26 protein-coding genes and 1 other annotated feature are annotated in these 25,761 nt (G+C 45.7%); of the genes, 24 read left to right on the top strand and 2 right to left on the bottom strand.

Translation table 11 applies throughout. From position 1 onward, the window contains the following. Positions 1-15 precede the first annotated feature (15 nt). The 16 genes from QF049_RS03225 (at position 16) to QF049_RS03300 (ending at position 16,614) form a co-directional block, all read left to right on the top strand. A complete protein-coding gene (locus QF049_RS03225; RefSeq protein ID WP_307534775.1) occupies positions 16-372 on the top strand; it encodes a hypothetical protein in 357 nt (118 codons plus the stop codon). Between the two features lie 78 nt (positions 373-450). Then, a complete protein-coding gene (locus QF049_RS03230) occupies positions 451-825 on the top strand; it encodes a hypothetical protein (protein ID WP_307534777.1) in 375 nt (124 codons plus the stop codon). Beyond that, positions 822-1,037, top strand: coding sequence for a hypothetical protein (locus QF049_RS03235; RefSeq protein ID WP_307534779.1), 216 nt, complete (start codon positions 822-824; stop codon positions 1,035-1,037). Before QF049_RS03230 ends, QF049_RS03235 begins: the two co-directional genes overlap by 4 nt. 64 nt (positions 1,038-1,101) lie before the next feature. Further along, positions 1,102-1,803: a lytic transglycosylase domain-containing protein gene (locus tag QF049_RS03240; protein ID WP_307534780.1), complete on the top strand. Its 702-nt coding sequence runs from the start codon at positions 1,102-1,104 to the stop codon at positions 1,801-1,803. 66 nt (positions 1,804-1,869) lie between these two features. Further along, on the top strand, positions 1,870-2,673 hold the full coding sequence (locus QF049_RS03245) for a sigma-70 family RNA polymerase sigma factor (protein ID WP_307534782.1): 804 nt from the start codon (positions 1,870-1,872) through the stop codon (positions 2,671-2,673). A gap of 162 nt (positions 2,674-2,835) precedes the next feature. Further along, on the top strand, positions 2,836-4,023 hold the full coding sequence (locus QF049_RS03250; RefSeq protein ID WP_307534784.1) for a D-alanyl-D-alanine carboxypeptidase family protein: 1,188 nt from the start codon (positions 2,836-2,838) through the stop codon (positions 4,021-4,023). A gap of 31 nt (positions 4,024-4,054) precedes the next feature. Beyond that, positions 4,055-4,681 carry a nucleoside recognition domain-containing protein gene (locus QF049_RS03255; RefSeq protein WP_036672256.1) on the top strand — a complete coding sequence of 209 codons (627 nt, stop codon included), beginning with the start codon at positions 4,055-4,057 and terminating at the stop codon, positions 4,679-4,681. A 6-nt stretch (positions 4,682-4,687) separates the two neighbouring features. Continuing rightward, positions 4,688-5,221, top strand: a complete 534-nt coding sequence (locus tag QF049_RS03260; RefSeq protein WP_017687658.1) for a spore maturation protein — start codon at positions 4,688-4,690, stop codon at positions 5,219-5,221. Between the two features lie 63 nt (positions 5,222-5,284). Next, on the top strand, positions 5,285-6,103 hold the full coding sequence (locus tag QF049_RS03265) for a S1 family peptidase (RefSeq protein ID WP_307534786.1): 819 nt from the start codon (positions 5,285-5,287) through the stop codon (positions 6,101-6,103). 196 nt (positions 6,104-6,299) lie between these two features. Continuing rightward, positions 6,300-7,049: a pseudouridine synthase gene (locus QF049_RS03270; protein WP_062835222.1), complete on the top strand. Its 750-nt coding sequence runs from the start codon at positions 6,300-6,302 to the stop codon at positions 7,047-7,049. 134 nt (positions 7,050-7,183) lie between these two features. Further along, on the top strand, positions 7,184-7,711 hold the full coding sequence (locus QF049_RS03275) for a redoxin family protein (RefSeq protein ID WP_307534789.1): 528 nt from the start codon (positions 7,184-7,186) through the stop codon (positions 7,709-7,711). A gap of 14 nt (positions 7,712-7,725) precedes the next feature. Continuing rightward, positions 7,726-9,399, top strand: a complete 1,674-nt coding sequence (gene resB, locus QF049_RS03280; protein WP_307534792.1) for a cytochrome c biogenesis protein ResB — start codon at positions 7,726-7,728, stop codon at positions 9,397-9,399. Beyond that, a complete protein-coding gene (gene ccsA, locus QF049_RS03285) occupies positions 9,396-10,658 on the top strand; it encodes a cytochrome c biogenesis protein CcsA (RefSeq protein ID WP_091018068.1) in 1,263 nt (420 codons plus the stop codon). Before resB ends, ccsA begins: the two co-directional genes overlap by 4 nt. A gap of 139 nt (positions 10,659-10,797) precedes the next feature. Beyond that, entirely contained in the window at positions 10,798-11,514 is a 717-nt protein-coding gene (locus QF049_RS03290; protein ID WP_017687664.1) for a response regulator transcription factor, read from the top strand. Between the two features lie 55 nt (positions 11,515-11,569). Then, complete coding sequence (locus QF049_RS03295; RefSeq protein WP_253501426.1) at positions 11,570-12,967, top strand: ATP-binding protein; 1,398 nt, start codon at positions 11,570-11,572, stop codon at positions 12,965-12,967. A 194-nt stretch (positions 12,968-13,161) separates the two neighbouring features. Next, positions 13,162-16,614: a BclA C-terminal domain-containing protein gene (locus QF049_RS03300; protein ID WP_307534798.1), complete on the top strand. Its 3,453-nt coding sequence runs from the start codon at positions 13,162-13,164 to the stop codon at positions 16,612-16,614. Between the two features lie 177 nt (positions 16,615-16,791). Here QF049_RS03300 and serA read toward each other — a convergent pair whose 3' ends face one another. Continuing rightward, complete coding sequence (gene serA / locus QF049_RS03305) at positions 16,792-18,387, bottom strand: phosphoglycerate dehydrogenase (protein ID WP_076209897.1); 1,596 nt, start codon at positions 18,385-18,387, stop codon at positions 16,792-16,794. Between the two features lie 198 nt (positions 18,388-18,585). Continuing rightward, positions 18,586-18,816, bottom strand: a binding site (T-box leader). 335 nt (positions 18,817-19,151) lie between these two features. Here serA and QF049_RS03310 point away from each other — a divergent pair. From QF049_RS03310 to QF049_RS03320, 3 genes are all read left to right on the top strand, one after another. Beyond that, entirely contained in the window at positions 19,152-19,745 is a 594-nt protein-coding gene (locus QF049_RS03310; RefSeq protein ID WP_036607728.1) for a CPBP family intramembrane glutamic endopeptidase, read from the top strand. Next, positions 19,742-20,194 (top strand): hypothetical protein, encoded by a 453-nt coding sequence (locus QF049_RS03315; protein WP_017687671.1) that lies wholly within the window; start codon positions 19,742-19,744, stop codon positions 20,192-20,194. The genes QF049_RS03310 and QF049_RS03315 overlap by 4 nt, the downstream gene beginning before the upstream one ends. A gap of 80 nt (positions 20,195-20,274) precedes the next feature. After that, positions 20,275-21,021 (top strand): metallophosphoesterase, encoded by a 747-nt coding sequence (locus tag QF049_RS03320; protein WP_307534799.1) that lies wholly within the window; start codon positions 20,275-20,277, stop codon positions 21,019-21,021. Between the two features lie 45 nt (positions 21,022-21,066). Here QF049_RS03320 and QF049_RS03325 read toward each other — a convergent pair whose 3' ends face one another. After that, on the bottom strand, positions 21,067-21,963 hold the full coding sequence (locus QF049_RS03325; protein ID WP_307534801.1) for a polysaccharide deacetylase family protein: 897 nt from the start codon (positions 21,961-21,963) through the stop codon (positions 21,067-21,069). Positions 21,964-22,057: 94 nt separating this feature from the next. On the opposite strand from QF049_RS03325, the gene QF049_RS03330 reads away from it, so the two are divergent. The 5 genes from QF049_RS03330 (at position 22,058) to ypeB (ending at position 25,705) form a co-directional block, all read left to right on the top strand. After that, positions 22,058-22,411: a hypothetical protein gene (locus QF049_RS03330; protein WP_047843572.1), complete on the top strand. Its 354-nt coding sequence runs from the start codon at positions 22,058-22,060 to the stop codon at positions 22,409-22,411. A 187-nt stretch (positions 22,412-22,598) separates the two neighbouring features. Next, positions 22,599-23,213: a genetic competence negative regulator gene (locus QF049_RS03335; RefSeq protein ID WP_076209900.1), complete on the top strand. Its 615-nt coding sequence runs from the start codon at positions 22,599-22,601 to the stop codon at positions 23,211-23,213. A 43-nt stretch (positions 23,214-23,256) separates the two neighbouring features. Continuing rightward, positions 23,257-23,952: a glutamic-type intramembrane protease PrsW gene (gene prsW / locus QF049_RS03340; protein ID WP_017687676.1), complete on the top strand. Its 696-nt coding sequence runs from the start codon at positions 23,257-23,259 to the stop codon at positions 23,950-23,952. Positions 23,953-24,066: 114 nt separating this feature from the next. Continuing rightward, complete coding sequence (locus QF049_RS03345; protein WP_165980215.1) at positions 24,067-24,237, top strand: hypothetical protein; 171 nt, start codon at positions 24,067-24,069, stop codon at positions 24,235-24,237. 121 nt (positions 24,238-24,358) lie between these two features. Then, positions 24,359-25,705: a germination protein YpeB gene (gene ypeB, locus QF049_RS03350; protein ID WP_124116198.1), complete on the top strand. Its 1,347-nt coding sequence runs from the start codon at positions 24,359-24,361 to the stop codon at positions 25,703-25,705. Positions 25,706-25,761: the final 56 nt, after the last annotated feature.

The raw sequence follows: 25,761 nt of genomic DNA on the forward strand, positions 1-25,761 counted from the left end.
GTTTTAGGATTTTCTGTGGAACGTCTAGAGGGGTATTCGGATATCGCTTGGGCAAGTCATGATTCTTCGACAGCTTCTGATTTAAGCAACAGGGAGTATGCCTTGATCATTGAGAAAGTAGTGGTACAGGCTGATGCCGTCTTGGTTAATCTGGATATGGATCATTTGACCTCTACTGATATTGTGATCATGCATCATGCTTATATACATAAAAAGCCGATCTTGGTTGTGGGTTTCAGGCCATTGGAGCCTGTCATCGAAGACTTTGTCTCCAAACGAGTGGCTGATCTGGACGTGGCTGTACACCATATGCGGACGAACTATATGGTCCTAAGCAGCGGAACCAATACTTCATCTGCGGCTCCAATTTAACTGCTGCTCCGATAACACGTATAGAGAATGTAAGGGCAAGAATATTCGCGAGACTTTAACTAATGGAGGAATAATTCAATGACACATGTGATCAAAGCAAAAGAAGATAAATTAACGGAAGAAATCGTAGCCAGTATGATTGGAAAGTATATCCACGCGCCGACCAATATGCATGAAATCCAGACGCCAACCGGCGCAACAACGAAAGCCAACGTATGGTTTGCTGGTAGTGTAGCTGGTTACGAAAAAGCCGTTATTGGATTCAACTACGAAGAGGGTACCTTCCATGAAGAACTACAAACATTTTATAACGTTCATTTAACGGATGGTATGGGGTACATTCTGACAAGTGCTTATGAATTGGAGATTCATGAACTGACCGAAGAGGAGTTTAATCAACTCATTGAAAAGAAAAAGGAAGAGGAACAAGACTCATCTGGTGAAGAGCAATGAAGGTGTTAAACTACGCCTCGGATTTAGCAGTAAAAACGTTTGTGTCCGCTAGCGCTGCAGGTGTGGAAGAATTAATCAACGCATGGATGTTATCCAAACCACACACTTTCGTTACCGGACTGGAGTTTACCTCCACCGTTGAACCATCCAGTAACACATTGGAATTTGCAGCAATCATTGTATATCAGCCAAGTGAACAAGACCAATCCTAACTTATGTATGAGATTATTTCCTTCTATAATATAGAGGCTTTCAGTAAGGAGGTGGGCGAATCTGTTGCTCACTTTAGAAAGAGTAATAGGTATTGTTATTGCTGTTGTAATATTAGCTTCGCAATATGGGAGTTTATCAGCATTAGGAAATTACAAACCGATCGGCGAAGAAGCGCTTGACTCCAAGAGATTAAAGGAAGTAACACAAGAAGAGCAGATAAAGCAAGTAAAGCCAACGAAGCAACAAAAACAACAAAAACAACAAAAAAAACAGAAACAAGTTAAATCGGTTGCTCCTGCGCACATACAAATGACTGATATGCTTGAGCAGTACATAGAACTCCACCATGAGAAAACAGTGAGCCGGGCAAAGCTGCTGAAGTATGTGAGGTGGGTAGTTCAATATTCGAAGGATACGGATATCGATTCCGTCTGGATTCTGGCTATGATGTGGCAAGAGAGCCGGATGTTAGAGAAAAGTGTATCATCTCATGGAGCGATTGGTTTACTTCAGATTCTTCCTAGCACAGCGAAATCGTTTGGAGTGAGCAAAGAGGAGCTACATCAGCCTGAAACGAATATCAGGACAAGCATTATATACTTGGAATATCTTATGGATAAGTACGACGGAAATCTTCGTAAGGCAACCATTGCGTACAATCAGGGGGAGGGCAATGTAGATAAAGGAAAGGCTCGCCCCTGGTACTACAATCAAGTGAAGGAGCATCATAAAAAGATGCTTGGAATAATCAAAAAAGGTCAATAAACATCAGTTAACAATAGAGTTTTAATACTAAAGTATCGTTTATTAATTTTACATAGGGAGATCCAAATGGGAAAATTTCCAGAACATATTAGCACGAATTTGCAGGTAGATAAGAAGCATTACACAATGGATGACGTAGAAAATATTGAACGTTGTAAGCTCGATGAGCATTTCCTAGGGGATTGTATTTTGGTCAATGAGAATCTGATTTGGCATTCCGTTCATAAGTATATTGGAAAGCCCGAAATGATTATTAAAAATCATTGTGTAGAGAAGGATGATATTCTCCAACTGGGCCGTCTGGGATTCATCAAAGCGATTAGGGCATTTGATACGGGGCGTGGCGTGAAATTTAGTTCGTTTGCTGTCACTGCGATTGTCAGAGAAATCAGATGTTTTCTAAGAGATAGTGCAAGCATTATTCGTCCAACTCGCACAGCTACGGAATTAATCAACCGAATCAATCGACTTGAGCACGATATGGGCTACCTGCCACCAGCACATGAAATCGCATTGCTGCTGGATGAGGAGGAAGATAAGATCAACAAAGCACTTCAGGTGGGTAAAGGTGTGAAGTACCTGGATGAGCCTGTAGGTGCTGATGATCAACAAACTCAATCCGTGACATTGATGGATACCATCTATAGCGGGGAGAATATTGAAGAAGGTATTCTAGACAAGCTATACGTTGATGCGGTTATTGATTCGGTCAAGCGCAAGCTTAGTGAGAAAGAAGTGACTGTACTGAAGCATCGTGTAGAAGGATTTAATCAAACTCAGACAGCAGATATGGAAGACATTAGCCAGATGAGGGTCTCTAGAATTATGCGAAAAGTAGCTAAAATGCTGGATAAAAAGGATCAGGCATGATTTTTGCCTCAGCCCTTCATATCTTATATAACGTCTCATACATAACGTCCCTCCCGCATCCAAGCGTGAGGGATTTTTGCTGTTTTCGTCCTATGGGACATACTCTAAGTTGTCCGAACATAAGATAGTACAAGATTCCAAGTGACCCGGAGGAATGAATTGATGCGAAAAATAACGAAAGTACTTGCATGCATGCTTATCCCTGTCTTCTTGCTGTCTTCAATAGGGGTTACTCAAGCCCAGGCAACGATTCAAGGTCCGTCTACACATGCGCAAAGCGCTGCTCTCATTGATGTCACATCAGGCCGGATCTTATACAGCAAGGATGGGGATAAGGAACTGCGAATTGCCAGCTTGACCAAAATCATGACGGCGATCGTAGCGATCGAACACAGCAAGCTGGATGAGAAAGTGAAAGTGACTCCCACGGCTTTTGCCAAAGAAGGATCGTCTCTCTATCTGAAGTTAGGTGAAGAGATGACCCTTGAAAACATGTTGTACGGGCTAATGCTCCGTTCAGGCAATGACGCTGCCTCTGCGATCGCAGAACATGTCGGTGGATCGGAAGAAGGCTTTGTCCTGTTAATGAACAAAAAGGCGGAGCAAATCGGCCTGACGCATTCCCGCTTTATGAACCCTCATGGACTGGATGCAGAAGGTCACTATTCTACAGCCAATGACTTGGCCCGATTAACGGCATATGCATTGCACAATCCGGTGTTCAAACGCATCGTAGCCACGGAGGACAAATCCGCACCGAACCCCAATGAAAGCTGGGAATACTCTTGGCACAACAAAAATAAAATGCTGCGGATGTATGAAGGTGCGGATGGAGTGAAAACCGGCTACACAAAAAAAGCTTTCAGATGTTTGGTCAGCTCGGCTACACGCAACGGACAGCAGCTCGCTGCGGTAACGCTGAATGATGGAAACGATTGGAACGATCATGCACGGATGCTTGATTTCGGGTTTGAGTACTTCCCGTTGGTAGAGGTCGCGAAGCAAGAACAGCCTGTGCAAAATACAGATGTCGTTACGGGCCGGGGATTTTGGTATCCACTGGCTAAGAGTGAACAAGGCTCATTGACCAAGAAATTGATACTACACGAAAATCGAGGACAGTCGGAAACGGATGGCAAGGAACAATCGACAGATCCTTCGTTCGGATTGGCAGGTCGCATTGATATGCAGCTTGACGGCAAACTTGTTGGCTCAATTCCCGTGTATCGCAAAGGCAGTTATATTCCTCCTGAACCGAAGACAGAAGATGCAACGCTGGGTGGAATCGGTGATGTTTCTTCCTGGGCAGCTGCATGGCGTGCCGTGTTAAGCCACCTGTTGTCTCCTTAGCTAAATCGCCATTGAAGGGAGGATATCATCCATGATTAATCTAATTTGGCTGCTCATGATTTTAATCGGATTTGCTTTTGCAGCCGTCAACGGCAATATCGAAGTGGTCACACAAGCTGCTTTTGATGGGGCGGCAACGGGAGTCACGGTCTGTTTTGGACTGATTAGTGTGCTTGTGTTCTGGATGGGCATGATGAAAATGGCTGAAGATGCGGGTCTACTGGCTCGTATTGCCAAGCTGCTCGGTCCGGTTGTGGGTTTCCTGTTCCCCGATGTGCCTAAAAATCATCCAGCGATGGGTTATATTCTCTCCAATATGAGTGCCAATCTGCTGGGGCTAGGAAATGCGGCTACACCGATGGGAATCAAAGCCATGCAACAACTGCAGGAGCTTAATCCGGACAAACAAACCGCTTCTCCTGCCATGTGCACCTTACTGGCTCTGAATACGGCTAGTATTACCATTATTCCGACAACGCTGATCGCCATCCGCTTAAACTATCATTCCGCCAATGCTACAGAGATCGTGGGAACAACATTGATGGCTACCATTATCGCTACACTTGCAGCTATAATCGCCGATCGCTGGTATCGAAACAGGGCTTTACACAAACCGCCGCGCATACAGAAAAGTGGCAATCCCGGCATGAAAGGATGAGCACCTTTGTTAACCTTCATCAACTGGATCTCCGTCTGGGCCATCCCGGTTATTATCGCGTTTGTTCCATTATATGCGTTTACCAAAAAGGTCCCGGTTTACGAATCCTTTGTTGATGGGGCCAAGGATGGTTTCTCCACTGCAATCAGTATTATTCCGCATCTCGTGGGCATGATGGTCGCAATCAGCGTATTTCGTGCCTCGGGTGCACTGGATTTTGTGATTAGTCTGTTTGCTCCGCTGGTGTCCTGGATGGGTGTTCCAGGCGAAGTGTTGCCACTCGGAATACTGCGTCCTTTAACGGGGACAGGCTCTCTGGCGTTTACAACCGATCTGATCAAAACTCATGGCCCTGACTCCATGATTGGACGTATGGCATCTACGATTCAGGGAAGTACAGACACCACTTTATATGTGCTGACTGTCTATTTTGGGGCTGTAGGCATACGGAATGGTCGATATGCACTCAAAGTAGGGTTGTTTTCCGATGTCGTTGGTTTTATTGCTGCCCTCGCCATTTGTTTGCTCGTTTTTGGTTAAAAGATATCTCCTTTCCTTCCGATATATTAGATATGCTAGAATAATAGCGGAGGAGAGTGAGACATGCAGAAGAGTTGGAAACGAATGCTCCGTGTCGGAATGACAGGCGTGCTTGCTATTGCAATGCTCGCAGGGTCAACGGGGCTGGCGGCAGCTCAAGCCGTTCAGACGATACATTTTACAGGTTACTTCGATAAACAGCTGCGTGCACAAATGGCAGTCACGGCAGATTCTTTTCCAGTCGTGAATGTACGTTTGGTCAAGCAGGATGAACCCGATATGGTATATTATGATGTTGGTACCTCGATACTGATCTCGAAGGATGAAGTGCTCACGAATTACCATGTCGTTCAGAGTTTTGCAGAACTGTCTGATGGTGATGAAGGTACACTGACTGTTGCAAGTCCGGGTTCCCTTAGTAAGCCTATAAAGGCAAAGATTATTAAGACAGATCCGGTCACAGACATGGCACTGCTGAAGTTGGACAAGGAAATAGACGCCCAACCGGTCACATTTGCAAACGCAAGGGATAACCAGGTTGTCTATACCATTGGATTCCCCAAAAATCCTGCTGGTGATCTTGTCATCCTGGATGAAGATTTTCCTTCAACCTACAATACGATAGCCAAAAGCAGAGTGTTCAGTTCCCAAGCTTCGGACGTTCCAGGTAAAAAGGGAATCGGCAGTATTGTGAAATCCATGGCACAAGGTAATTCAGGTGGCCCTGTTCTGGATCAGAACAACCGGGTAATTGGTATGATGACATTTGTGTACGGTGGACGTACCTATTATATTACTTCCAAAACATTGCAGACTTTCATTAAAGAGAGTACTAAACCTGCCAAAAAACAAGTTGCAGTTGCCGGCAAAGTTTCCAGTTAAATGATTTGAGGAAAAGGCTTATCTTTACACTATCTGTGTTTAACAGGTCGTGTATAGGCAGGCTTTTTTTGCGTCAATCTCAAAGGGGAAGGTAGCCTAAAATGCGTATTCGTGTCGCCAGATTACAAAATCCTTGGATTATCCTTGTGATTTCCCTGTTTGATGGGTATCATTAGTGTGAGGTGACATGACAAACATGGAAAGATTACAAAAAATTATCGCACAGGCAGGCATTGCATCCCGCCGCAAGAGCGAGGAACTAATCCTGTCCGGCAAAGTAGAAGTTAACGGGGAGGTCGTAACCGAACTGGGTACAAAAGCGAACCCCGAAGAGGATATGATTACGGTTAATGGAAAACCGATCCGCAGTGAGAAAAAAGTGTACTTGATGTTGAACAAGCCAAAAGGTGTAATCACAAGTGCATCTGACCCGGAAGGTCGGAAAATTGTATCCGACTACCTGAAAGGTGTCAAGGAACGCGTATATCCTGTGGGTCGTCTGGATTATGACACAGAGGGCTTATTGATCCTTACCAATGATGGTGAGTTTGCACATTTGCTGACGCATCCGAAGCATCACGTACCCAAAACGTATCATGCAACGGTTAAAGGTGTGCCGCATGGTACAGCTCTGGAGAAATTAAAGACAGGCATTATGCTGGATGACGGCATGACTGCTCCTGCAGAGGTAGAGTACAAAGATGTGGATACAGCCGCTAATGAGTCGGTCATTTCCATTACGATCTATGAAGGACGTAACCGTCAGGTTAGACGTATGTTCGAGGCAATCAACCATCCGGTAACCCGTCTGAAACGGATTTCGTTTGGTGGTATTTTGCTACAAAACCTGAAACGTGGTCTGACACGTAATCTGACCAAAGAGGAAGTCAACAACCTGATTACCCTCGCACAATCAGAACCAGCCAAAAAAATGAAAAAAAGGTAATGTGAGGACACATAATTTTCATAAAACCGCCGCAGTTTTGTGACGAAATTCGCTATAATTGTTCATAGGATGTTCACAGTTGTCTTAGACCAATAAGATGCGAATGCTACAGTCACTTAAAAGGGGAGCAGCACATGGGGAAATCAAGAAGAACGGTGCAAATCGTCATTTTGTTATTGATCCTGGTGTTGGGCGGATATGCGATTACCACATCGGTATCCGGCTCGAATGGCAAGCCAAAGGAAGGGGACAAGTCTCCTTCTTTTGAACTGCTGGGCCTGGATGGTCAAGTTCATACGTCTGATGAGTACAAAGGAAAAGCAATGGTGATCAATTTCTGGGGCACTTGGTGTGAACCTTGTGTTAAAGAAATGCCTGCACTTCAGGCGCAAGCTGACAAATGGAAGGGCCAGGGAGTACAATTTGTCGGAATTAATGTTGGAGAAGACCAGATGACCGTGGATAATTTTGTACGGCAGGTTGGGGTTACGTTTCCAATCATGTTAGACCGTGAGAAAAACTCGGTTCGTGATTTTGGGATCTCTCCGATGCCAACGACATTCTTTGTATCCGACACGGGCAAAATCTCTACCATTCATATCGGGCAACTTGATTTGGACACACTTGACGCTCAAATTTCGCAACTGGCGAAGCAGCCCTGATAGGAGGTCTATTCGTGTTCCAAAATACCAAATGTGAGTGCGGACACCAGAATCCGGTAGGCACTGTACTATGTGAAGCATGTGGGAAACCGCTGCTGGAGTCTGAAGCTAAATCGGATGAAGTGCTGGAAATGCGTTATGATGGCATGGCGCGCCGTTCACAGCGTAGTAATCCCAACATCATTGACCGCATATGGAACTTTTTTTCTTCCGTTAAAATTGCCGTCTATATGATTGTTTTTACGCTTGTAGGTTCTATGCTTGGTACAATCTATCCGCAAGAAAGTACATTCTTGAATATTGATCCTTCCGTGTATTACAAAGAAACATACGGTCAGTTGGGTCATATCTATTATCTGTTGGGTTTATCCCATACATACGAATCCTGGTGGTTTATTCTACTGCTGGTGCTGATTGGGGCTTCATTGGTGATATGCAGTCTGGATCGCGTCCTACCGCTCTACAAAGCACTGAATAAACAGAGAATACGTAAGCATACGCAATTTTTGACAAGACAGCGTCTGGTGTACCAAGGTACCATCGAAGAGGCACCAGAAGACTGGATTAAGAAAGCGGTTACGCCGTTGAAAAAGAAAGGATACCGCGTGCACACCCAGGGGGATGCATTACTCGCCGAGAAACAGCGATTCAGTCGATGGGGCCCATATGTCATCCATATTGGACTCATTATATTTCTGCTGGCGGTGCTCGCACGAGGGCTACCTGGCCTGAATCTGGATGAGCATGTTGCTTTTCCGGAAGGTGAGATCAAAAAGATCCCGAATACGTCGATGTATCTGCAAAATGAACAGTTTAATGTTGAATTTTACAGTGAGGAAGAAGTACCTGAGCAATTCCGTAACCTGAATAAGACCGTTCCAAAACTGTTCGAAACAAAAGTTGTTTTGTATGAGTGTACAGCAGATTGTTCGGATCTTTCGAAGAAACCTCAGTTAGCTGAGGTAGCCAGACATGATGTACGTGTGAATCATCCATTAAATTATAACGGTCTGAAGGCATATCAGTTTGATTATGATCTAACACCCACCATTCGGTCTGTAACGCCTGATCTGGTCAATACAAAGACGGGTGAAGTATATGGGGCGATTAAGATTGATATGGTCGACACCCAAAAAACATTTGAAGCGGGTCCTTATGAACTGACCGTAAAGGAAAAGTTCATGGACTTCGGATTGGATGAGAATGGTCAGCCCAAATCAAAATCGCCTTCACCTAATGCACCTGCTTTTCTCTTTCTCATTAAGGGACCGAATCTGCCAGAAGAGGGGATACAGTATCTTTATTTTGCGAAGCAGATTGATAAACAACGGTTTCAGCAGGATGCAATTAACCAACAGCTGATTGGAACAGAGATTCCTTTACAGTTGGAAGTAGACAGCATGGACAAGGTTGATATTATTCAATCCGTAAGTTATCTCAATATACGCGTGGATAAAGCAATGCCTTTTGTGTGGGTAGGAGCCGGCATTGTCATGTTGGGTCTGGTCATGGGTTTTTATTGGCATCATCGCCGTATCTGGATTCGTTTTGATGATCAACAGCTTACCTTGGGTGGACATACCAACAAAAACTGGTTTGGCTTCAGGCGTGAAGTCGCGGCTGTTTTGAAACAAATGAATTTGGAAGTGGAAGAGAAGTCGTTGGATAACGGGGGGAACCAAGCATGAATTTATTGGATTTCAGCAGCGACGCATTTATCGTAGCTTTCTTTCTCTATTGTGCCGCATTCTTTTTATATGGTGTTGCGGTAATGGGCAAAAAATGGAGCAATCGTGATCCTCTGGACCATATGAATCGCTGGGGTAAACGAGCTTTCATTGCCTCGACTGTCGCTTTGGCAGCACATCTTGTATTTTTTGCAACACGATGGGCTGGGGCAGGGCATATCCCGGTTAGTAACATGTACGAGTTTATGTCTTTTCTGTCCATGATGATCATGGTTGCATTTATCGTTGTATACGCCATATATCGGAAGTCACTACTGGGTTTGTTTGCCTTACCACTTACCATCATTATAATGGCTTACGCTGCTGTATTTCCTCAGGAGGTACAGCCGTTAATCCCGGCACTTCAGTCCATCTGGCTGAAAATTCACGTGACGTTGGCCGCACTTGGTGAAGCATTCTTCGCCGTGGGTTTTGCCGCAGGGTTCATGTATTTGCTCCGTACTGTTGATTTCAGTGGTAAAGACAAGTCTTCAAGACGTCAAAGAGGATGGGTTGAATTCACCCTGGTTACGATCGTCGTCGTTATCGGTTTTATCGGGACGGTATTTGCCTTTCGTGCAGCTGGTTATGAGGCGGTTTTTGTACAGAAAACGGTCAGCATTGACACGGAGGTACAGGAAAATAGTACAATAGAGAAAGTGAATTATCGCATGCCTCCGATTTTTGCTCCATATAATAGTGAAGTGGAGAGCATGACACCGTTTCTTGGCATGAAAAAACCTTTACTTGAGACGCCTTCCTGGATGAACGGCGTAAATGCCGGGCGTAAGCTGAATACGGTGGTTTGGTCACTTATTGTAGGTCTGATCCTGTATGGAATTGTACGACTTCTTGTACGCAGACCACTTGGACAAGCGTTACAGCCAATGATGGATGGAATCGATGCTGATGATCTGGATGAGATAAGTTACCGCGCGATTGCCATTGGTTTTCCGATATTTACGCTGGGAGCATTAATTTTTGCCATGATCTGGGCTCAGATTGCCTGGAGTCGCTTTTGGGGTTGGGACCCCAAAGAGGTGTGGGCATTGATCACATGGCTATATTATAGTGTGTATCTGCATTTGCGTTTATCCAGAGGTTGGCAAGGTCAGAAGTCTGCATGGCTTGCAGTTCTTGGCTTCTTGGTCGTCATGTTTACGCTGGTTGGAGTGAACCTGATCATTGCCGGATTACATTCTTACGCTGGAGCTGACTAGGACAGACTCGTATTGCAAAGGTTGAGTTTAGAAGCGGGAAACACAAATGTACCTTATTATTGAAGGGTATTCAAATATTGTTCGCCAGATCGAACATAATAGAAGTGATGAGGAGTTATTGCAAAGGGGCTGGAGAGGCATGGCTGAACATGAGAATCGAATACTGGTCGTGGACGACGAAGAGAGAATCCGTAGGCTTTTGAAAATGTATCTTGAAAAAGAAGGTTATGAAATCGATGAAGCTGAGGATGGGGAAACTGCGCTGCGTAAAGCAACAGCAGGGGACTACGGGCTGATTTTGCTTGATGTGATGTTGCCGGGTATGGATGGAGTTGAAGTGTGTACCCGTCTTCGTCAGGTGAAATCAACGCCGGTTTTGATGCTCACTGCAAAAGGTGAAGAGATTAACCGGGTTCAAGGCTTCGAAGTTGGCGCTGATGACTATGTTGTAAAACCATTCAGCCCGCGTGAAGTGATTTATCGTGTCAAAGCGATTTTGCGTCGATCTTCCGCGACAGCTTATCTCTCCAAGGAGAGCAATTCGAGTAACAACATCGTGTTCCCGCATCTGGTTATTGAGCATGATGCCCACCGGGTAACCGCTGGTGGCGAAGAGATTAGTCTTACACCAAAAGAATATGAATTACTGCACTACCTGGCAACATCTCCCGACAAAGTTTTCTCCAGAGAAGAATTGCTCAAGGATGTGTGGAATTACGAATTCTTTGGCGATCTTCGTACCGTGGATACGCATGTGAAGCGTCTTCGCGAGAAACTTAACAAGGTATCGCCTGAATCGGCGGCCATGATTACGACGGTGTGGGGTGTGGGTTATAAACTGGAAGTACCGAAGTAGTTTTAGTTTCTGGAGATCACTGGTCGGGAAGTTATGGATCACTATTATCTGCCTTGTGGGTTGTGTACTTATAGCGCTGGGTCTTTTTTTGCTGCCCTACATTGATACGAACTTTGCAGAATCCGAATCCAGAGATATTAAGCGGTTGTTCACCTATATCTGTATTATCGGATTCAGTTTAACCACGTTTTTTGCATTGTTTCTATTCACCAAAATAACGCAACCCATGCAGCAATTGATTCAGGCAGCCAATGCGATTCGCAAAGGGAACTACGGAACACGTCTCTCTCTGGTAACGAGTGATGAGATTGGTGAACTTGCCAACACATTTAATCATATGGCTGCTCAACTGGAAGATAATATTCGAAACCTTAACCATGAGAAGGAACATTTGGCGAGTGTGCTTCGCAGCATGACCGATGCGGTGGTTACATTTGATGGTGAAGGCAAAGTTATTCTGACGAATCCGCCTGGAGAGAAGATCATGCAGGCATGGTATGATCTCGATTGGGCAAAAATGGACGAAGGACAAGAATCCGAGCAGTCTGACAAGACTTCGCGTGATGTACCTGAGCCCCTTCTTCCTTTGTTCAGAATGGTGATGGAGCAAGGCGGGGACCAGAACTCCAATGTTCATGTACAGCAAGGTGTCTGGTCTGTTCAGATGGCACCGTTGTATGCTGACAGTGTTGTCAGGGGGGCTGTGGCCGTCTTAAGAGATGTAACAGAAGAAGTGCGTCTGGAGAAAATGCGGCGTGATTTCGTGGCTAACGTATCTCATGAGATACGAACTCCGCTATCCATGATGCAAGGCTACAGTGAAGCCCTTTTGGACGGCATGGCAACCTCACCGGAAGAGAGCGAAGAACTGATCCAGGTCATTCATGATGAGTCCCTGCGGATGGGCAGACTGGTTAAAGACTTGCTTGATCTGGCGCGGATGGAAGCTGGACACACGGACATGGTGATGAAGGAAGTTGACCTCGGAGAACTACTTGAACGTGTATATCGGAAGTTCTCGGTGCGTTCAAAAGAACAGGGAATTCAACTGCAATTTAAGTTCGAACAACCAACCATTGAACTTCAACAAGCAGATGAGGATCGACTTGAGCAAGTATTTACGAATTTGCTGGATAATGCGTTCAGACATACACCTACTGGCAAAAATGTAATGATCTCAGCCGAGCGGGTCACTTATCTTCGTGCTCCATTTGTCAGAGTTTCTGTGAAGGATCAGGGTGTAGGTATCCCTTCATCCGACTTGCCATTTATTTTCGAACGATTCTACAAAGCAGACAAGGCTCGTGTTCGGGGAGAAAGTGTAGGTACGGGGCTCGGTTTAGCGATTGTGAAAAATATTGTTGATGCGCATCAAGGCATGATTACCGTCAATAGTGTGCTTGGCGAAGGAACAGAGTTTATTTTGCAATTTCCTTTGGATTCATCGAAATAGCCTGAATTTCATACAAAAAGTGCGGAAACACCCTCTTATGGAGGGTGTTTTTTTGTTGAAGGCTACCGTTTAATCTTGTTCAACGTGGAACATGAGTGGTCTTTTTTTGACTAAAAAGAGTGTCCAAGATAATTTTCCTTCCTATGTTACATAAGCTTGAAAAGCAAGCAAGATAGAGGAGGATTGAGTTAAGCATGTCCGATGATCGAAAAAGGGTCAATATTAAAGCTTTTCTGGAAGGCAGATCTTTTAGACCGGGCTCTCCGTTTATTCCAATAACCACAAGAGAACTGGAGCAATTTGAATCCATACTGCGTTCATTGGCTGTGGCTATTCCTGCTGCAATTAGTCAGCCGACTTCATCCAATATACTGTCTTTGCAGAACGCATTACGCCAGTTACTTAGTTTTGTAAATCAATCCGGATTTCGTGCCGGGGTAAAGGCAGAGTTACAAGCCGTATTGGAATTAACGATTGCAGGGTCAGAGGTTGTCCCTGTTCCTCTTATTAATCTCGCAGGTAACTTGCAGAACTTACTGGATGACTTGTTAAGTGTGACACTGCTTCTGGAAGTACCACCTGCAGAAAAAGATAAACTTGTGGGATTAATTCGATCGATCTTCATATCGCTAAGCCGGGCGACGACAACTCTTGGAACCGGAGGGATTACCGGACCAGCCGGCCCACAGGGAGTGCCAGGAGTCCCGGGCGTACCAGGTGTCCCAGGAGTCCCTGGGGTGAAAGGGGCTACTGGTACACCGGGAGGAATTGGACCAGTAGGACCGGTTGGCCCAGTTGGACCACAGGGTCCACAGGGTCCGGCAGGAGCACCTGGTGTTGGCTTGAACAATATTACTGCATATGATCCTGCACTGGGACCAACTTATGCTCAAGGTCAAGTAGTAAGCTACGAGGGTAGTCTTTATGTTGCCAATGTAAACGGTCCCTTGGGTACACCTGGAAGTTCCCCAGACTATACTCTTTTGCTGTCGGGTGGAACAACTGGAGCAACGGGAGCAACCGGAGCTGGTTTGACAGGAGCCGTGGCATTTAATCCAGCGCTCGCCCCGGGTTATCCAGCAGGTCAAGTAATTACGTATAACGGTAGTACTTACATTACGAGTGTAGCTGGTCCTCTAGGAACACCAGGATTTTCATCGGATTACACATTAATCGCTGCTGCGGGGGCGACTGGTGTAACTGGAGCCACAGGTGCAGGATTAAGTGGCATCGTGCCATTCGATCCCGCATTAGCACCAACATATCCAGCTGGACAGATCGTCACGTTTGGTGGCAGTACTTACATTACAGATGTCGCTTCGCCAATGGGTACGCCGGGCACCTCACCAGATTACACGTTGCTTGCAGGTGCAGGACCTACAGGAGCCACAGGTGCATCAGGTGTAACGGGAGCAACTGGGGCGGGATTGACAGGCCTAGTGCCATTTGATCCAGTCGTAGCCCCGACGTATCCAGCGGGTCAGGTTGTAACGTTCAACGGCAGTACGTATATTGCGAATGTGGCGTCACCAACCGGAACGCCGGGGACTTCACCGGATTACACATTGCTTGCGGGCGCAGGAGCAACGGGAAGTACAGGAGTCACAGGGGCATCAGGAGTAACGGGAGCGACAGGCGTAGGTTTAAGTGGTATCTTACCATTTGATCCAGCCGTAGCCCCGACGTATCCAGCGGGTCAAGTTGTAACGTTCAACGGCAGTACGTATATTGCGAATGTGGCGTCACCAACGGGAACGCCGGGGACTTCACCGGATTACACATTGCTTGCGGGCGCGGGAGCAACGGGTGAGACGGGGGCAACTGGAGTTGGAGTGACAGGAAGTACCGGAGCATCAGGCGTAACAGGAGCTACAGGTGTAGGTTTAAGTGGCATTGTACCTTTCGATCCAGCCGTAGCCCCAATGTATCCAGCGGGTCAGGTTGTAACGTTCAACGGCAGTACGTATATTGCGAATGTCGCATCACCAACTGGAACTCCGGGCACATCGCCAGATTACACTTTGCTTGCTGGCGCGGGAGCAACGGGTGTGACGGGGGCAACTGGAGTTGGAGTGACAGGAAGTACTGGTGAAACAGGAGTGACTGGTTTTACAGGGGTAACCGGGGCGACAGGAATTACAGGAGTCACGGGATTAAGCGTAACGGGATCAACAGGAGTAACTGGAGAAACCGGGGCAACTGGTGAAACAGGAGCAACAGGCGTAACGGGATTGACTGGCGCAACGGGAATAAGCGTAACAGGTGAAACAGGAGCCACGGGAGTTGGTATAACGGGAAGTACCGGAGCAACTGGTGTCACGGGGGAAACCGGAGCCACAGGTATAATGGGAGCCACAGGAGTCGGGGTAACGGGAAGTACCGGAGCAACTGGTGTCACGGGGGAAACCGGAGCGACAGGTATAACCGGAGCCACAGGAATCGGGGTAACGGGAAGTACCGGAGTTACTGGTGTCACAGGGGAAACAGGAGTCACAGGTATAACGGGAGCAACTGGAGTCGGCACAACGGGAAGTACCGGAGCAACTGGTGTCACGGGGGAAACCGGAGCTACAGGTATAACCGGTGCAACGGGAGTCGGCGTAACGGGAAGTACCGGGGCAACTGGTGGCACTGGGGAAACCGGAGCGACAGGTATAACCGGAGCCACGGGAGTGGGCGTAACGGGAAGTACCGGAGTTACTGGTGTCACTGGGGGAACAGGAGCAACAGGTATAACGGGAGCCACGGGAGTGGGCGTAACGGGAAGTACCGGAGCAACTGGTGCGACTGGTGAAACCGGAGCGACAGGTATAACCGGAGCCACGGGAGTAAGCGTAACGGGAAGTACCGGAGCAACTGGTGCGACTGGTGAAACCGGAGCCACGGGAGTGGGCGTAACGGGAAGCACCGGAGCAACTGGTGGCACTGGGGAAACCGGAGCGACAGGTATAACAGGAGCCACGGGAGTAAGCGTAACGGGAAGTACCGGGGCAACTGGTGCGACTGGCGTAACGGGAGCAACAGGTATAACCGGAGCCACGGGAGTGGGCGTAACGGGAAGTACTGGAGTTACTGGTGCGACTGGTGAAACCGGAGCAACAGGAGTCGGCGTAACGGGAAGTACCGGGGCAACTGGTGCGACTGGGGAAACAGGAGCGACAGGTATAACCGGGGCCACAGGAGTTGGCGTAACGGGAAGTACGGGGGGAACAGGGACAACTGGAGTTACAGGAGCAACGGGAACATCTGTAACATCTAACTCGGCTTTTGCTGAGAACACTAATGGTACGATTGTTGTAATATTGGGTGGTACACTCGTTCCATTACCGAATAACCAAAATATTGGTACAGGTATAACCGTCAATGGGACAAATGACACCTTCACGTTGACCAATGCAGGTCGTTACTATATCTCATACAAAATAAATCTGACAGCTGCACTTGCTATCCAATCTCGGGTTTTACTTAACGGTGCAGTAATTCCAGCGAGTGTAGTATCTCCAGTACTTTCTCTCAGTCAGCTGCAGTCTGACTTTATGGTCACCGTTACCGCTGGTTCAACAATACAGTTACAATTATTCGGGCTTGTTGGCGCAGCCGTTCTTTCTCCTCCGGGGGCTACACTAAACATTATTCAGTTAAGTTAAGTTAAGTTAAGTTGAGCAAAAGAAGCGGAGTTCATATAGGGTTGGTGGGCACCCCTTTTCCAATTCCACTAATATTTTGTTTGAAAACTTCATCACCGATATTTCAGCGGGTACACGAAAAAAAGACGGGAACCACGAGGGTCCCGTCTCTACTTTTACATTTAGAAATACGTTTAATTATTCCAGAACAATTTCAACAGCAGTATTAATTTCAGGCAGCGCAGCAAGCTGCACAAGCACATCTTTTGGAACAGCTTTATCTACGGTCAGAATCATGATCGCTGCACCACCAATAATTTTACGTCCAACCTGCATGGATGCGATGTTGACATCGTTTTGTCCAAGCAGTGTGCCTACACGACCGATAATACCTGGTTTATCGTTATGTGAGATCAAGATTTGATGACTTTCCGGTGCGATATCTACCGGGAATTTGTCCAGACGAACGATACGCTCTCCATAACCTGCAAGCAATGTACCCGCTACACGACGTTCCTCAGCATCCTGAGTTGTAACCAATGTTACGGTAATCAGGTTAGTAAATCCTTTAGTTGCTGAGGTTTGGCTTACAACGACATTTAGATCACGGATTTTAGCCAGATGCATGGAGTTGACGATGTTGGCTTCCCCACCCAAATGTCTGGCGAGAATCCCTTTCACAATGTAACGTGTGAGAGGAGAAGTATCTACTTCAGAAAGTTCACCAGCATAGTCGATCCGAATCTCCTGCACTGCATTTTGTGTAATCTGTGCAGCAAAACTACCCAACGTTTCACCCAGTTTGAAATACGGCTGCAATTTGTTCATCACGGTTGGTGCAACAGCCGGCATGTTAACTGCGTTCTTGAACGGTTCATTGCGCAGAATATGAAGAACTTGTTCCGACACATCGATAGCCACGTTCTCTTGTGCTTCTACTGTGGACGCACCAAGGTGAGGTGTAACGATAATGCTTGGGTGATTCAGGAACGGGTGATCAGCGGCTGGCGGCTCGCTTTCGAATACGTCAAATGCTGCACCAGCAACAATACCTTGATCAATGGCTTCGACAAGTGCCATCTCGTCAACTACACCACCACGAGCACAGTTGATGATACGCATGCCTTTTTTCATCACTTCGAATTGTGGACGTGAAATCATATGCCGTGTTTCCGGTGTTAATGGCGTGTGAACGGTCATGAAGTCCGCATTGCGAATGATATCATCTACACTAGCCAGCTTCACTTGCAGCTTCTCGGCACGCTCCTCCGTGAGGAACGGGTCGTAAGCAAGAATATCCATTCCGAATGCTTTGGCGCGCTTGGCAACTTCACTACCGATCCGTCCCATCCCCAGTACACCGAGCGTTTTATTTCTTAATTCCACACCCAGGAAGGTTTTACGATCCCACGTACCCTGAATTGTCTTGGCGTATGCCTGAGGAATGTGTCGTGCCAATGCCATCATCATGGCAAACGTGTGCTCACAGGTTGTGATGGTATTGCCATCAGGTGCATTAATAACGATGATACCGCGCTGTGTAGCAGCTTCCAGATCAATGTTATCTACACCAACACCTGCACGTCCGATCACCTTAAGGTTGGTACCAGCCGTCATAATACGATCTGTAACACGAGTCTGGCTGCGAACCAAGAGGGCATCATAATCACCAATAATGGCAACAAGTTCATCTTCACTAAGACCGGTTTTCTTCTCAACAACAACATCATTTGCATCCACCAGTTGCTGGATCCCCAGATCACTGATTGGGTCCGACACTAACACTTTGTACATGGTTTCTTCCTCCTTAGGTATGTGTATCTATATCGTCAAGGTCTGACCTCAGCGAAGAGGTATTCCTTAAAACCAGGTTATTCTTCCGCCCAACAACGCGGTGTCGCAGCAGAGGGAGAAGGTGAAGCAAATAGAGTGATCCCACAGATATCCTTTAAAATAAATCAAAAAACTCTCAATCCACATACTGCTTGCGCAATAAGGGACGAGAGTTGTCGTGGTACCACCCTAATTCACCGCCGTTTCGCAACGACAGTCTTAGCGGTCAATGAAGACCGAAGAGGATAACGGGTCTAAACCGATTGCACCTACTCCAATTTCAATGCAATAACTCAGGAGCGCTCAAGACCATTTGCCTGCCACCGATTCACACCTACCATCGGCTCTCTGTAAGACGAAGCAACGTCTTTTTTCCATCATCGTGTTTAACGTGACTAATTTTTTCATAATGTATCATGGCTGACATGAGCATGTCAATAGGCTTAAATGTTTTAAAATGTTTTGCAGATGTCTTTAGATTCACACATAAACAGAGTCACCATAAGTAATACAATAGTTAATATACCTACGACAAGAAGATGGAAAGTAAGCTGTTTGGTGAACTGAATTTTACTGCTTTAATGAAGTAATGGTGCTGACATCTAACCAGGACTTGGAGCAGGTCTTGAACCTAATTGGTTTTTTGGCTATCATTTAGTATACTATCCGATTGGACAACGTAATTGTTATCCATCAAATTTAACTCAAGAGGACAGACGCATCCGATGAAAAAATTCAAGTTTCCCAAGTTCAAGATTCAGAAGGCTGAGCCACAACAGCTTACTGAGCGTTTGCTTTTAATCAATCTATACTTTACACAAGGTCTGACACTGATTATCGGAGTTGTGTGGATCTTATTGCAGAAACGAAACTTGTTAGATGTACTCGCATGGCCTGACAATTACCAATTTATATGGTGGGGTCTTGGTCTTGCAGGAATAATGCTTGTTATGGACTTGGTACTGTCGTATGTTATACCTCAGGAAAGCATGGATGACGGTGGAATTAACGAGATGTTGTTCCGTGGGCGTCCGATCTGGCACATTGTATGTATAGCAGCCATTGTTGCTGTGTGTGAGGAATTATTATTCCGTGGAGCCATCCAACATGCCATCGGTCCTTACTGGACAAGTATTTTATTTGCAGTTATCCATATTCGTTATTTGCGCCACTGGATTCCAACAGGCTGGGTGTTTGTCTCAAGTTATGGATTGGGTTGGATTTACTTGCAGTCCGGCACATTATGGGCGCCTATATTATGTCACTTTATTATTGATTTGGTGTCCGGATTAGCGATACGTTTTCGGAGGGGATCATGAATCAGCCATTAAGTAGAATGAAGACATATGGCAGTCAGCGCCATCGTCAATCGGATAAAAAAGAGAAATCCGAACGTCAGGTGGCTTCTCAAGTAAGCATCGTTGCTGAAACGGCAGCAGCTGCTGAGGTTGGCGGAATCACACCAATTACTTCCGTTTCTTTACCTAGATCACAGCGCAAGCCTTATACAGAAAAACTGGAAAGTCCAGTACTTCCTCAAAGGGCACCATCACGCTCCAAAAAAACGCCAAATTCAACGGAAGAATCGATCCCCGAAGCGGGTTCGCTTCCTACACGGACAGAATTACATCCTTCACGTCGGTTAAAATTGAGCAAGAGGTTTGTCAATTCACTCATTTTTATTTTTGTCATGTTAACGATTAGTCTGGTTTGGTGGGGGGTTGAAGGGGCACCTGCTCTGAATACGTTCCTTCCCTTGCCGTGGTAATGCTTTTACTCGCAGGTATAATCATTTTGATGGGAGTTTTACTACTTTTTCATATGTGGCGAGAAGCCCATATTCATCAAATGATTGAAGAAGAGGTTGAAGTGCCTCATCTGCCAACATCCTTTGACGGGGCTATGATTTTGTATGTATCCGATACTCACAAGCGCAAGCTGAAGCAGAAGGATCTGGAAAACGTAAAAAACAAGGTGGACTGGGTTCTCATCGGCGGGGATGTTGCGGAAAAAGGAATCTCATGGTCTTTAGTTAGACATAACATGAAAATTTTATCGCACATTGCTCCTTCATTTACGGTGTATGGCAACCATGACAAGAGGGCTGGTACCGCTCAACTTACGCGAATCCTTCGGGAATCGGACGTTAAGCTCCTGCAGGATAATGTGGAATATCTGCAAAGGGGCAACGACAGATTGAGCCTGATCGGTATAGATTATCGTTCCAAACAGGGCGATGTATTACTACAGCAGATCGGTAACCGTTTTTGCAAAATTGCTATCGTTCATGATCCTTTGCAGGCCCTTCGCTTGGAAGAAAATGCAGATCTTATTTTAAGCGGTCATACACATGGCGGACAATTGGTTTTACCATTTTTCGGACCTGTGTTCCTGAGCAAAGCGTATCGTCCCGTATCGAACGGGTGGTACTCCCTGAAGCGAAGTCCGGAGGACGTTCACCAAGAAGGCAAAATGCTTGTTAGCAGAGGATATGGTACAAATCATCTTCCTCTCCGACTAGGTTGTCCTGCGGAGATGCATATCATCACGTTAAGAGTGCCCGCGGAAAAAGCACTCACAGAGAAACAGCCTTGATCCAATGGATCAAGGCTGTTTTATTTTAATGCGCAAAATTACAATTTAACGAGCTTCCAATTCAATTGCACGCGGATCAACAAAGGAATAACCTTTCTTTTCGAGCTTGGTCAGCAACTCATCCAATGCTTCAACCGTCCATGGCAACTCATGCATCAAAATATTGCTTCCGGGGTTTAACTGGTCCAGTACATTTTGGATGACTTTTTCCGGTTTGTCTTTGGTGCTTTTATCCCAATCGAGCGAACCATTAGACCAAGTCATATATAACATGCCATTTTTCTTCACAGTAGCCTTCAGTGCATCATTTCCCGACCCAAAAGGTGGACGGAAGAATTGCGGTTCCTCACCAATGGTATCCTTCACTATTTTTTGGACATCTGTAACCTGTTTTGCCGCCTCAGCGTTGGACATTTTTTTGAGATCCTCATGATCCCAGGCATGATTGCCTACAATCTGACCTCGTTCATGTATGAGTTTGAGCAATTCCGGATGGCTTTTCACCCGATATCCATTGACGAAAAATATCGCTTTAGCGTTATGTTTATCTAAAGTGTCGATCAGTGAAGTAATCATTTTTTCTTCTTTGGGTCCATCATCAAAAGTTAACAAGACCACTTTGTTTGGGCTCGCTTCATCGTTTGGTTTAATATAATAATTTTCATTCATATGGTACGTCTTTTCCACTTTCTCTTCTGTAGAAACCTTCTCCGAAGATTCAGGTTCTTCTTCTGTCACAGTTGAATCTTCCGTTGAAGGCTCGGGCACACCAGTTCCAGTTTCTTCTGTTTCAATTGGGTTAGAGTTACCTTGCTCTTCTTGAACTGTGGTAGTTGATTCGCCCGCTGGTGCGGAATTATCAGATGTTTTTTCTTCCGCTGTCCCACAAGCTGACAGCAGCAAACTTGCAGCAATGATCAATGCGGCGGTATGTCTGAACATGATTTCAACTCGCTTTCCTGTATTTATACGGAATGAGATTGCTCACTACCGCAAACACTAAATATGATTTTAACACTTGAAGGAGGTTGGTGTAATGAAGACGTCATCCTTTTTTTGGGGCATTGTCATTGGTGTCGCAGCCAGTTCATGGTTGTCCAAAGGCAAATTGCCCATGATGTCATCGGGTTCATCACGAAATATGATGGATCAGGCAAAACATAAGATGATGGAGATGACTTTCCCGGGTATGGATGGGTTCACAAGCAAGCAAAATCAACATGGTGAATCACACAAAAATCCAGCAGCAAAGACTGCAAGAGCAATCACACCGCAGGAAAAAGAAGCGAATATGAGCATGCTCAAAGATTTTATTCGCACCAATCCGGATGTGAAGCATGAAGTTGAGCAAATTTTAAGTCAAACAAACACAACAGTACCGGGTTTATAAACCAAAATCTTTAATTAGAATCATCCACAGTCTAGATTGGCTGTGGAATGATTCTTTTTTTGTCGATTTTACTTCGTGCATTTAGAGGTATAAAATGATAACATAACTACATAGATTTATTTTCAGCACATATTGTTTTGTGCTTCATAATCTGTTATAAGACTTGCTTATAAAGGGGAGATCCTGTATGAAAATAGAACGACTAAGTCACGATAAGATACGGATTTTCCTGACCTTTGACGATCTGAGCGAGCGCGGAATACAAAAAGAAGATATGTGGCAGGAAATACCTAAGGTTCATGAACTGTTCACTGAAATGATGGATCAGGCCTATTCCGAACTTGGATTTGATGCCACAGGTCCACTCGCTGTCGAAGTATTCGCACTTCCCGCTCAAGGGATGGTTGTCATTGTCACACGTGGAAAATATGATCCGCAACAATATGGTTCAGGTCATGAAGATGATCTTCCTGAAGAAGTATATGAAATGGAAGTTACACTCGAGCAAAGCGATTCCATCGTTTATGCATTCAAGGACTTTGAAGTGCTCATTGAAGCTGCACATATGTTGCGTCAGCATGTTACGGATGCTGGGAGACTTTATTCTTATAAAGACAAGTGGTTCTTGCATTTGGAGCCAGATGAGGTAGATTCCACCAAACATGCGGCATTGATTGCCTTGCTTGCTGAATTTGGCGAAGGTTCCTCAGTTACTCCGGCAGTTATGGAAGAGTATGGTAAGGTTGTTATTCCTGCACAAGCGATTGATGTTATCTGCACCCACTTCAAACGCCAGGATTAATCTCTAGTTGTAATCGCGTCTTTAGTCAGAGGAGGGAATTTCGGTGCTTTTGTTTTCGGTCTTAGCGGCAGCAGTTGCTCCGGGTCTCGCCTTGTTAACATACTTTTACCTGAAAGACCGTTATGATTATGAGCCACTTCATATGGTATTGCGGGTTTTCCTCATGGGGATTCTGATGGTACTGCCTGTGATGATTATTCAGCGTGGCATGATGATGTGGCTCGGGGATAATCCTTATCTTGAGGCCATTATGATCTCAGGTGGTGTGGAGGAATTCGTTAAATGGTTCGTACTTTATCATATCATCTATAATCACACCGAATTTGATGAGCCGTATGACGGGATCTTATATGCAGTCGCTGTTTCACTTGGATTTGCCACTGTTGAGAATGTGTTGTATGCCTTTGCGGGGAATGCATCCGTCTCAGCCATGTTCCTTCGGGCACTGCTCCCTGTTTCGGGGCACGCTATGTTTGCGGTAATCATGGGTTATTACATGGGTAAAGCCAAGTTTATCGGTGGTAAGAAAAAGCGGTGGTACCTGGTGCTTTCTCTGGTGTTACCTTTTTTCTGGCATGCATTGTACGATGTCATCATGAACACCATGGTGAATCATTGGTTGTGGTTTATAGCGCCGCTAATGGCGGGCCTGTGGTATGGGGCAATGGGTAAAATCACACGTGCTAATAACCGTTCTCCTTTTCGTTTTGTGAAGCGGGAGGAAGAGGTTAAATTATAAAAATACGGACACACTGGTGGACATAAAGCGCATATTGCGCCTATGGCTCCGGTGTGTTTTTATTTTTACGGATAAACTCCCGGGGAATGACCAACAGAAACGGAGATCGTTGTGATGAGAATTAAAATTAAAATCAGATGCAAACAATGCGGTGAACGATTTACATTACGAGGGAAGAAAGAGCGGGGCCGGATTGAGACTGGATTCAAGCAGTGCCTCTGTGATAACAGAGACCAGTTCGAAATTGAAGAAGAGGGCATGGCAACTGGGATTCAGCTGAATTAAAAGGAGGACCCAAACGGTACTTTAGCAGCCTGCTTGTGTAAGGACTGGAAATCGCATGCATAAGAGATCTTTCTTCGATCCACAATAGAGGTAGTGGTTTAGAAGAAAGGAGACTCTACCGATGTATAAACGATTAAGTTCAGTTATGTTTCCGATATTTGCGGTTCTGCTGGTCGGTGCGCTCGTGTGGGGCTATCAGGAGAATCAGGAGAAGAATGCAATTCTGATCAAGGCAGAGAATCAATATCAGCGTGCCTTTCACGATTTATCTTTTCATATGGACAAATTGCATTCGGAGATTGGCAACACCTTGGCGGTTCACTCTACATCACAGGGGATGCATCGCAAAGGTCTGATGAATGTATGGCGACTCACCAGTGAAGCGCAGAATGAGATCAACCAACTGCCACTCACCATGCTGCCATTTAACGAGACAGAGGAGTTTCTCTCGCGTATTTCCAACTTTGCCTATCGTGCGTCGATGCGTGACTTGACAAACGAACCGCTAAGTGAGAAGGAAATGGGCAACCTGAAAAAGCTGTATCAGAATTCATCCGAGATTACCAAGAATCTGCAGGATGTGCAGCAGAAAGTCCTGACGGACCGATTGCGCTGGATGGATGCAGAGACTGCCATGGCAACGCAAGAGCAAACCATGGACAACACGATCGTTGATGGTTTTCGTACTGTGAACAAAAAGGTTCAGGAATACCCGGAGCTTGATTGGGGTCCTTCCGTATCCAATATCTATGCAAAACGATCAGTCAAGAAACTGGGCGGCTTACCGGTGACAAAAGAACAGATTCAGAGCAAGGCTGCAAAATTCTCTGATGCGGATCGTAGCAAGATCCAAGTGCAGGAGAACGGCAAAGGAACAGACTGGGAGTCCTACACTGCCACGATTGATCATGCCAACAATGGCAAACTGATGATGGATTTCACTCGTAATGGCGGAATGCTGATCTCTTACAGTGATACGCGTCCAATCGGAACCAAAAAAGTGTCTCGTCAGAATGCCATGGCTAAAGCAGATCAATTTCTAATGAACAAAGGTTATAAGGATATGAAGGCTGTAAACTACGATGAATATGGTAATCTGGGTAACCTTACTTATGTGCGTAAGCAAGGGGATACCTTGATCTATCCTGAGAAAATGTCAGTTCGTGTAGGTTTGGATACAGGCGAAGTAACCGGCTTCCAGGCGAGTGACTTTGTCTACGAACATAATGACAAGCGCAAAATTCCGAAAGCAACTCTTACGGAGCAACAGGCGCGGAAAAAGCTTAATTCGGAGTTCGAAGAAAATTATGTTCGAAAATCCTTGATTGAGAATGATTACAGCAAAGAAGTATTGTGTTATGAATTCGGAGGGAAAATTAACGGTTCTCGTTACCGGATATACATTAATGCGAATACAGGAATGGAAGAAGCGGTTGAAGAGATCAAACCGGTCAATGCAACCTCATAAAACGATGGGTAATCTGAATTTGAAGTTGAGCGAATAACTGCGGCAGACCACGATGT

This window comes from Paenibacillus sp. W4I10 (genome assembly GCF_030816325.1).
In the GTDB taxonomy this organism is placed as follows: Bacteria; Bacillota; Bacilli; order Paenibacillales; family Paenibacillaceae; genus Paenibacillus; species Paenibacillus amylolyticus_B.

Excerpts from the sequence above, each read along its gene's own strand:
- QF049_RS03230 (WP_307534777.1), top strand. The coding sequence starts at position 451 with ATGACACATGTGATCAAAGCAAAAGAAGATAAATTAACGGAAGAAATC.
- QF049_RS03235 (WP_307534779.1), top strand. The coding sequence starts at position 822 with ATGAAGGTGTTAAACTACGCCTCGGATTTAGCAGTAAAAACGTTTGTG.
- QF049_RS03245 (WP_307534782.1), top strand. The coding sequence starts at position 1,870 with ATGGGAAAATTTCCAGAACATATTAGCACGAATTTGCAGGTAGATAAG.
- QF049_RS03250 (WP_307534784.1), top strand. The coding sequence starts at position 2,836 with ATGCGAAAAATAACGAAAGTACTTGCATGCATGCTTATCCCTGTCTTC.
- QF049_RS03255 (WP_036672256.1), top strand. The coding sequence starts at position 4,055 with ATGATTAATCTAATTTGGCTGCTCATGATTTTAATCGGATTTGCTTTT.
- QF049_RS03265 (WP_307534786.1), top strand. The coding sequence starts at position 5,285 with ATGCAGAAGAGTTGGAAACGAATGCTCCGTGTCGGAATGACAGGCGTG.
- QF049_RS03270 (WP_062835222.1), top strand. The coding sequence starts at position 6,300 with ATGGAAAGATTACAAAAAATTATCGCACAGGCAGGCATTGCATCCCGC.
- QF049_RS03275 (WP_307534789.1), top strand. The coding sequence starts at position 7,184 with ATGGGGAAATCAAGAAGAACGGTGCAAATCGTCATTTTGTTATTGATC.
- ccsA (WP_091018068.1), top strand. The coding sequence starts at position 9,396 with ATGAATTTATTGGATTTCAGCAGCGACGCATTTATCGTAGCTTTCTTT.
- QF049_RS03290 (WP_017687664.1), top strand. The coding sequence starts at position 10,798 with ATGGCTGAACATGAGAATCGAATACTGGTCGTGGACGACGAAGAGAGA.
- QF049_RS03300 (WP_307534798.1), top strand. The coding sequence starts at position 13,162 with ATGTCCGATGATCGAAAAAGGGTCAATATTAAAGCTTTTCTGGAAGGC.
- serA (WP_076209897.1), bottom strand. The coding sequence starts at position 18,387 with ATGTACAAAGTGTTAGTGTCGGACCCAATCAGTGATCTGGGGATCCAG.
- QF049_RS03310 (WP_036607728.1), top strand. The coding sequence starts at position 19,152 with ATGAAAAAATTCAAGTTTCCCAAGTTCAAGATTCAGAAGGCTGAGCCA.
- QF049_RS03315 (WP_017687671.1), top strand. The coding sequence starts at position 19,742 with ATGAATCAGCCATTAAGTAGAATGAAGACATATGGCAGTCAGCGCCAT.
- QF049_RS03320 (WP_307534799.1), top strand. The coding sequence starts at position 20,275 with ATGATTGAAGAAGAGGTTGAAGTGCCTCATCTGCCAACATCCTTTGAC.
- QF049_RS03325 (WP_307534801.1), bottom strand. The coding sequence starts at position 21,963 with ATGTTCAGACATACCGCCGCATTGATCATTGCTGCAAGTTTGCTGCTG.
- QF049_RS03330 (WP_047843572.1), top strand. The coding sequence starts at position 22,058 with ATGAAGACGTCATCCTTTTTTTGGGGCATTGTCATTGGTGTCGCAGCC.
- QF049_RS03335 (WP_076209900.1), top strand. The coding sequence starts at position 22,599 with ATGAAAATAGAACGACTAAGTCACGATAAGATACGGATTTTCCTGACC.
- QF049_RS03345 (WP_165980215.1), top strand. The coding sequence starts at position 24,067 with ATGAGAATTAAAATTAAAATCAGATGCAAACAATGCGGTGAACGATTT.
- ypeB (WP_124116198.1), top strand. The coding sequence starts at position 24,359 with ATGTATAAACGATTAAGTTCAGTTATGTTTCCGATATTTGCGGTTCTG.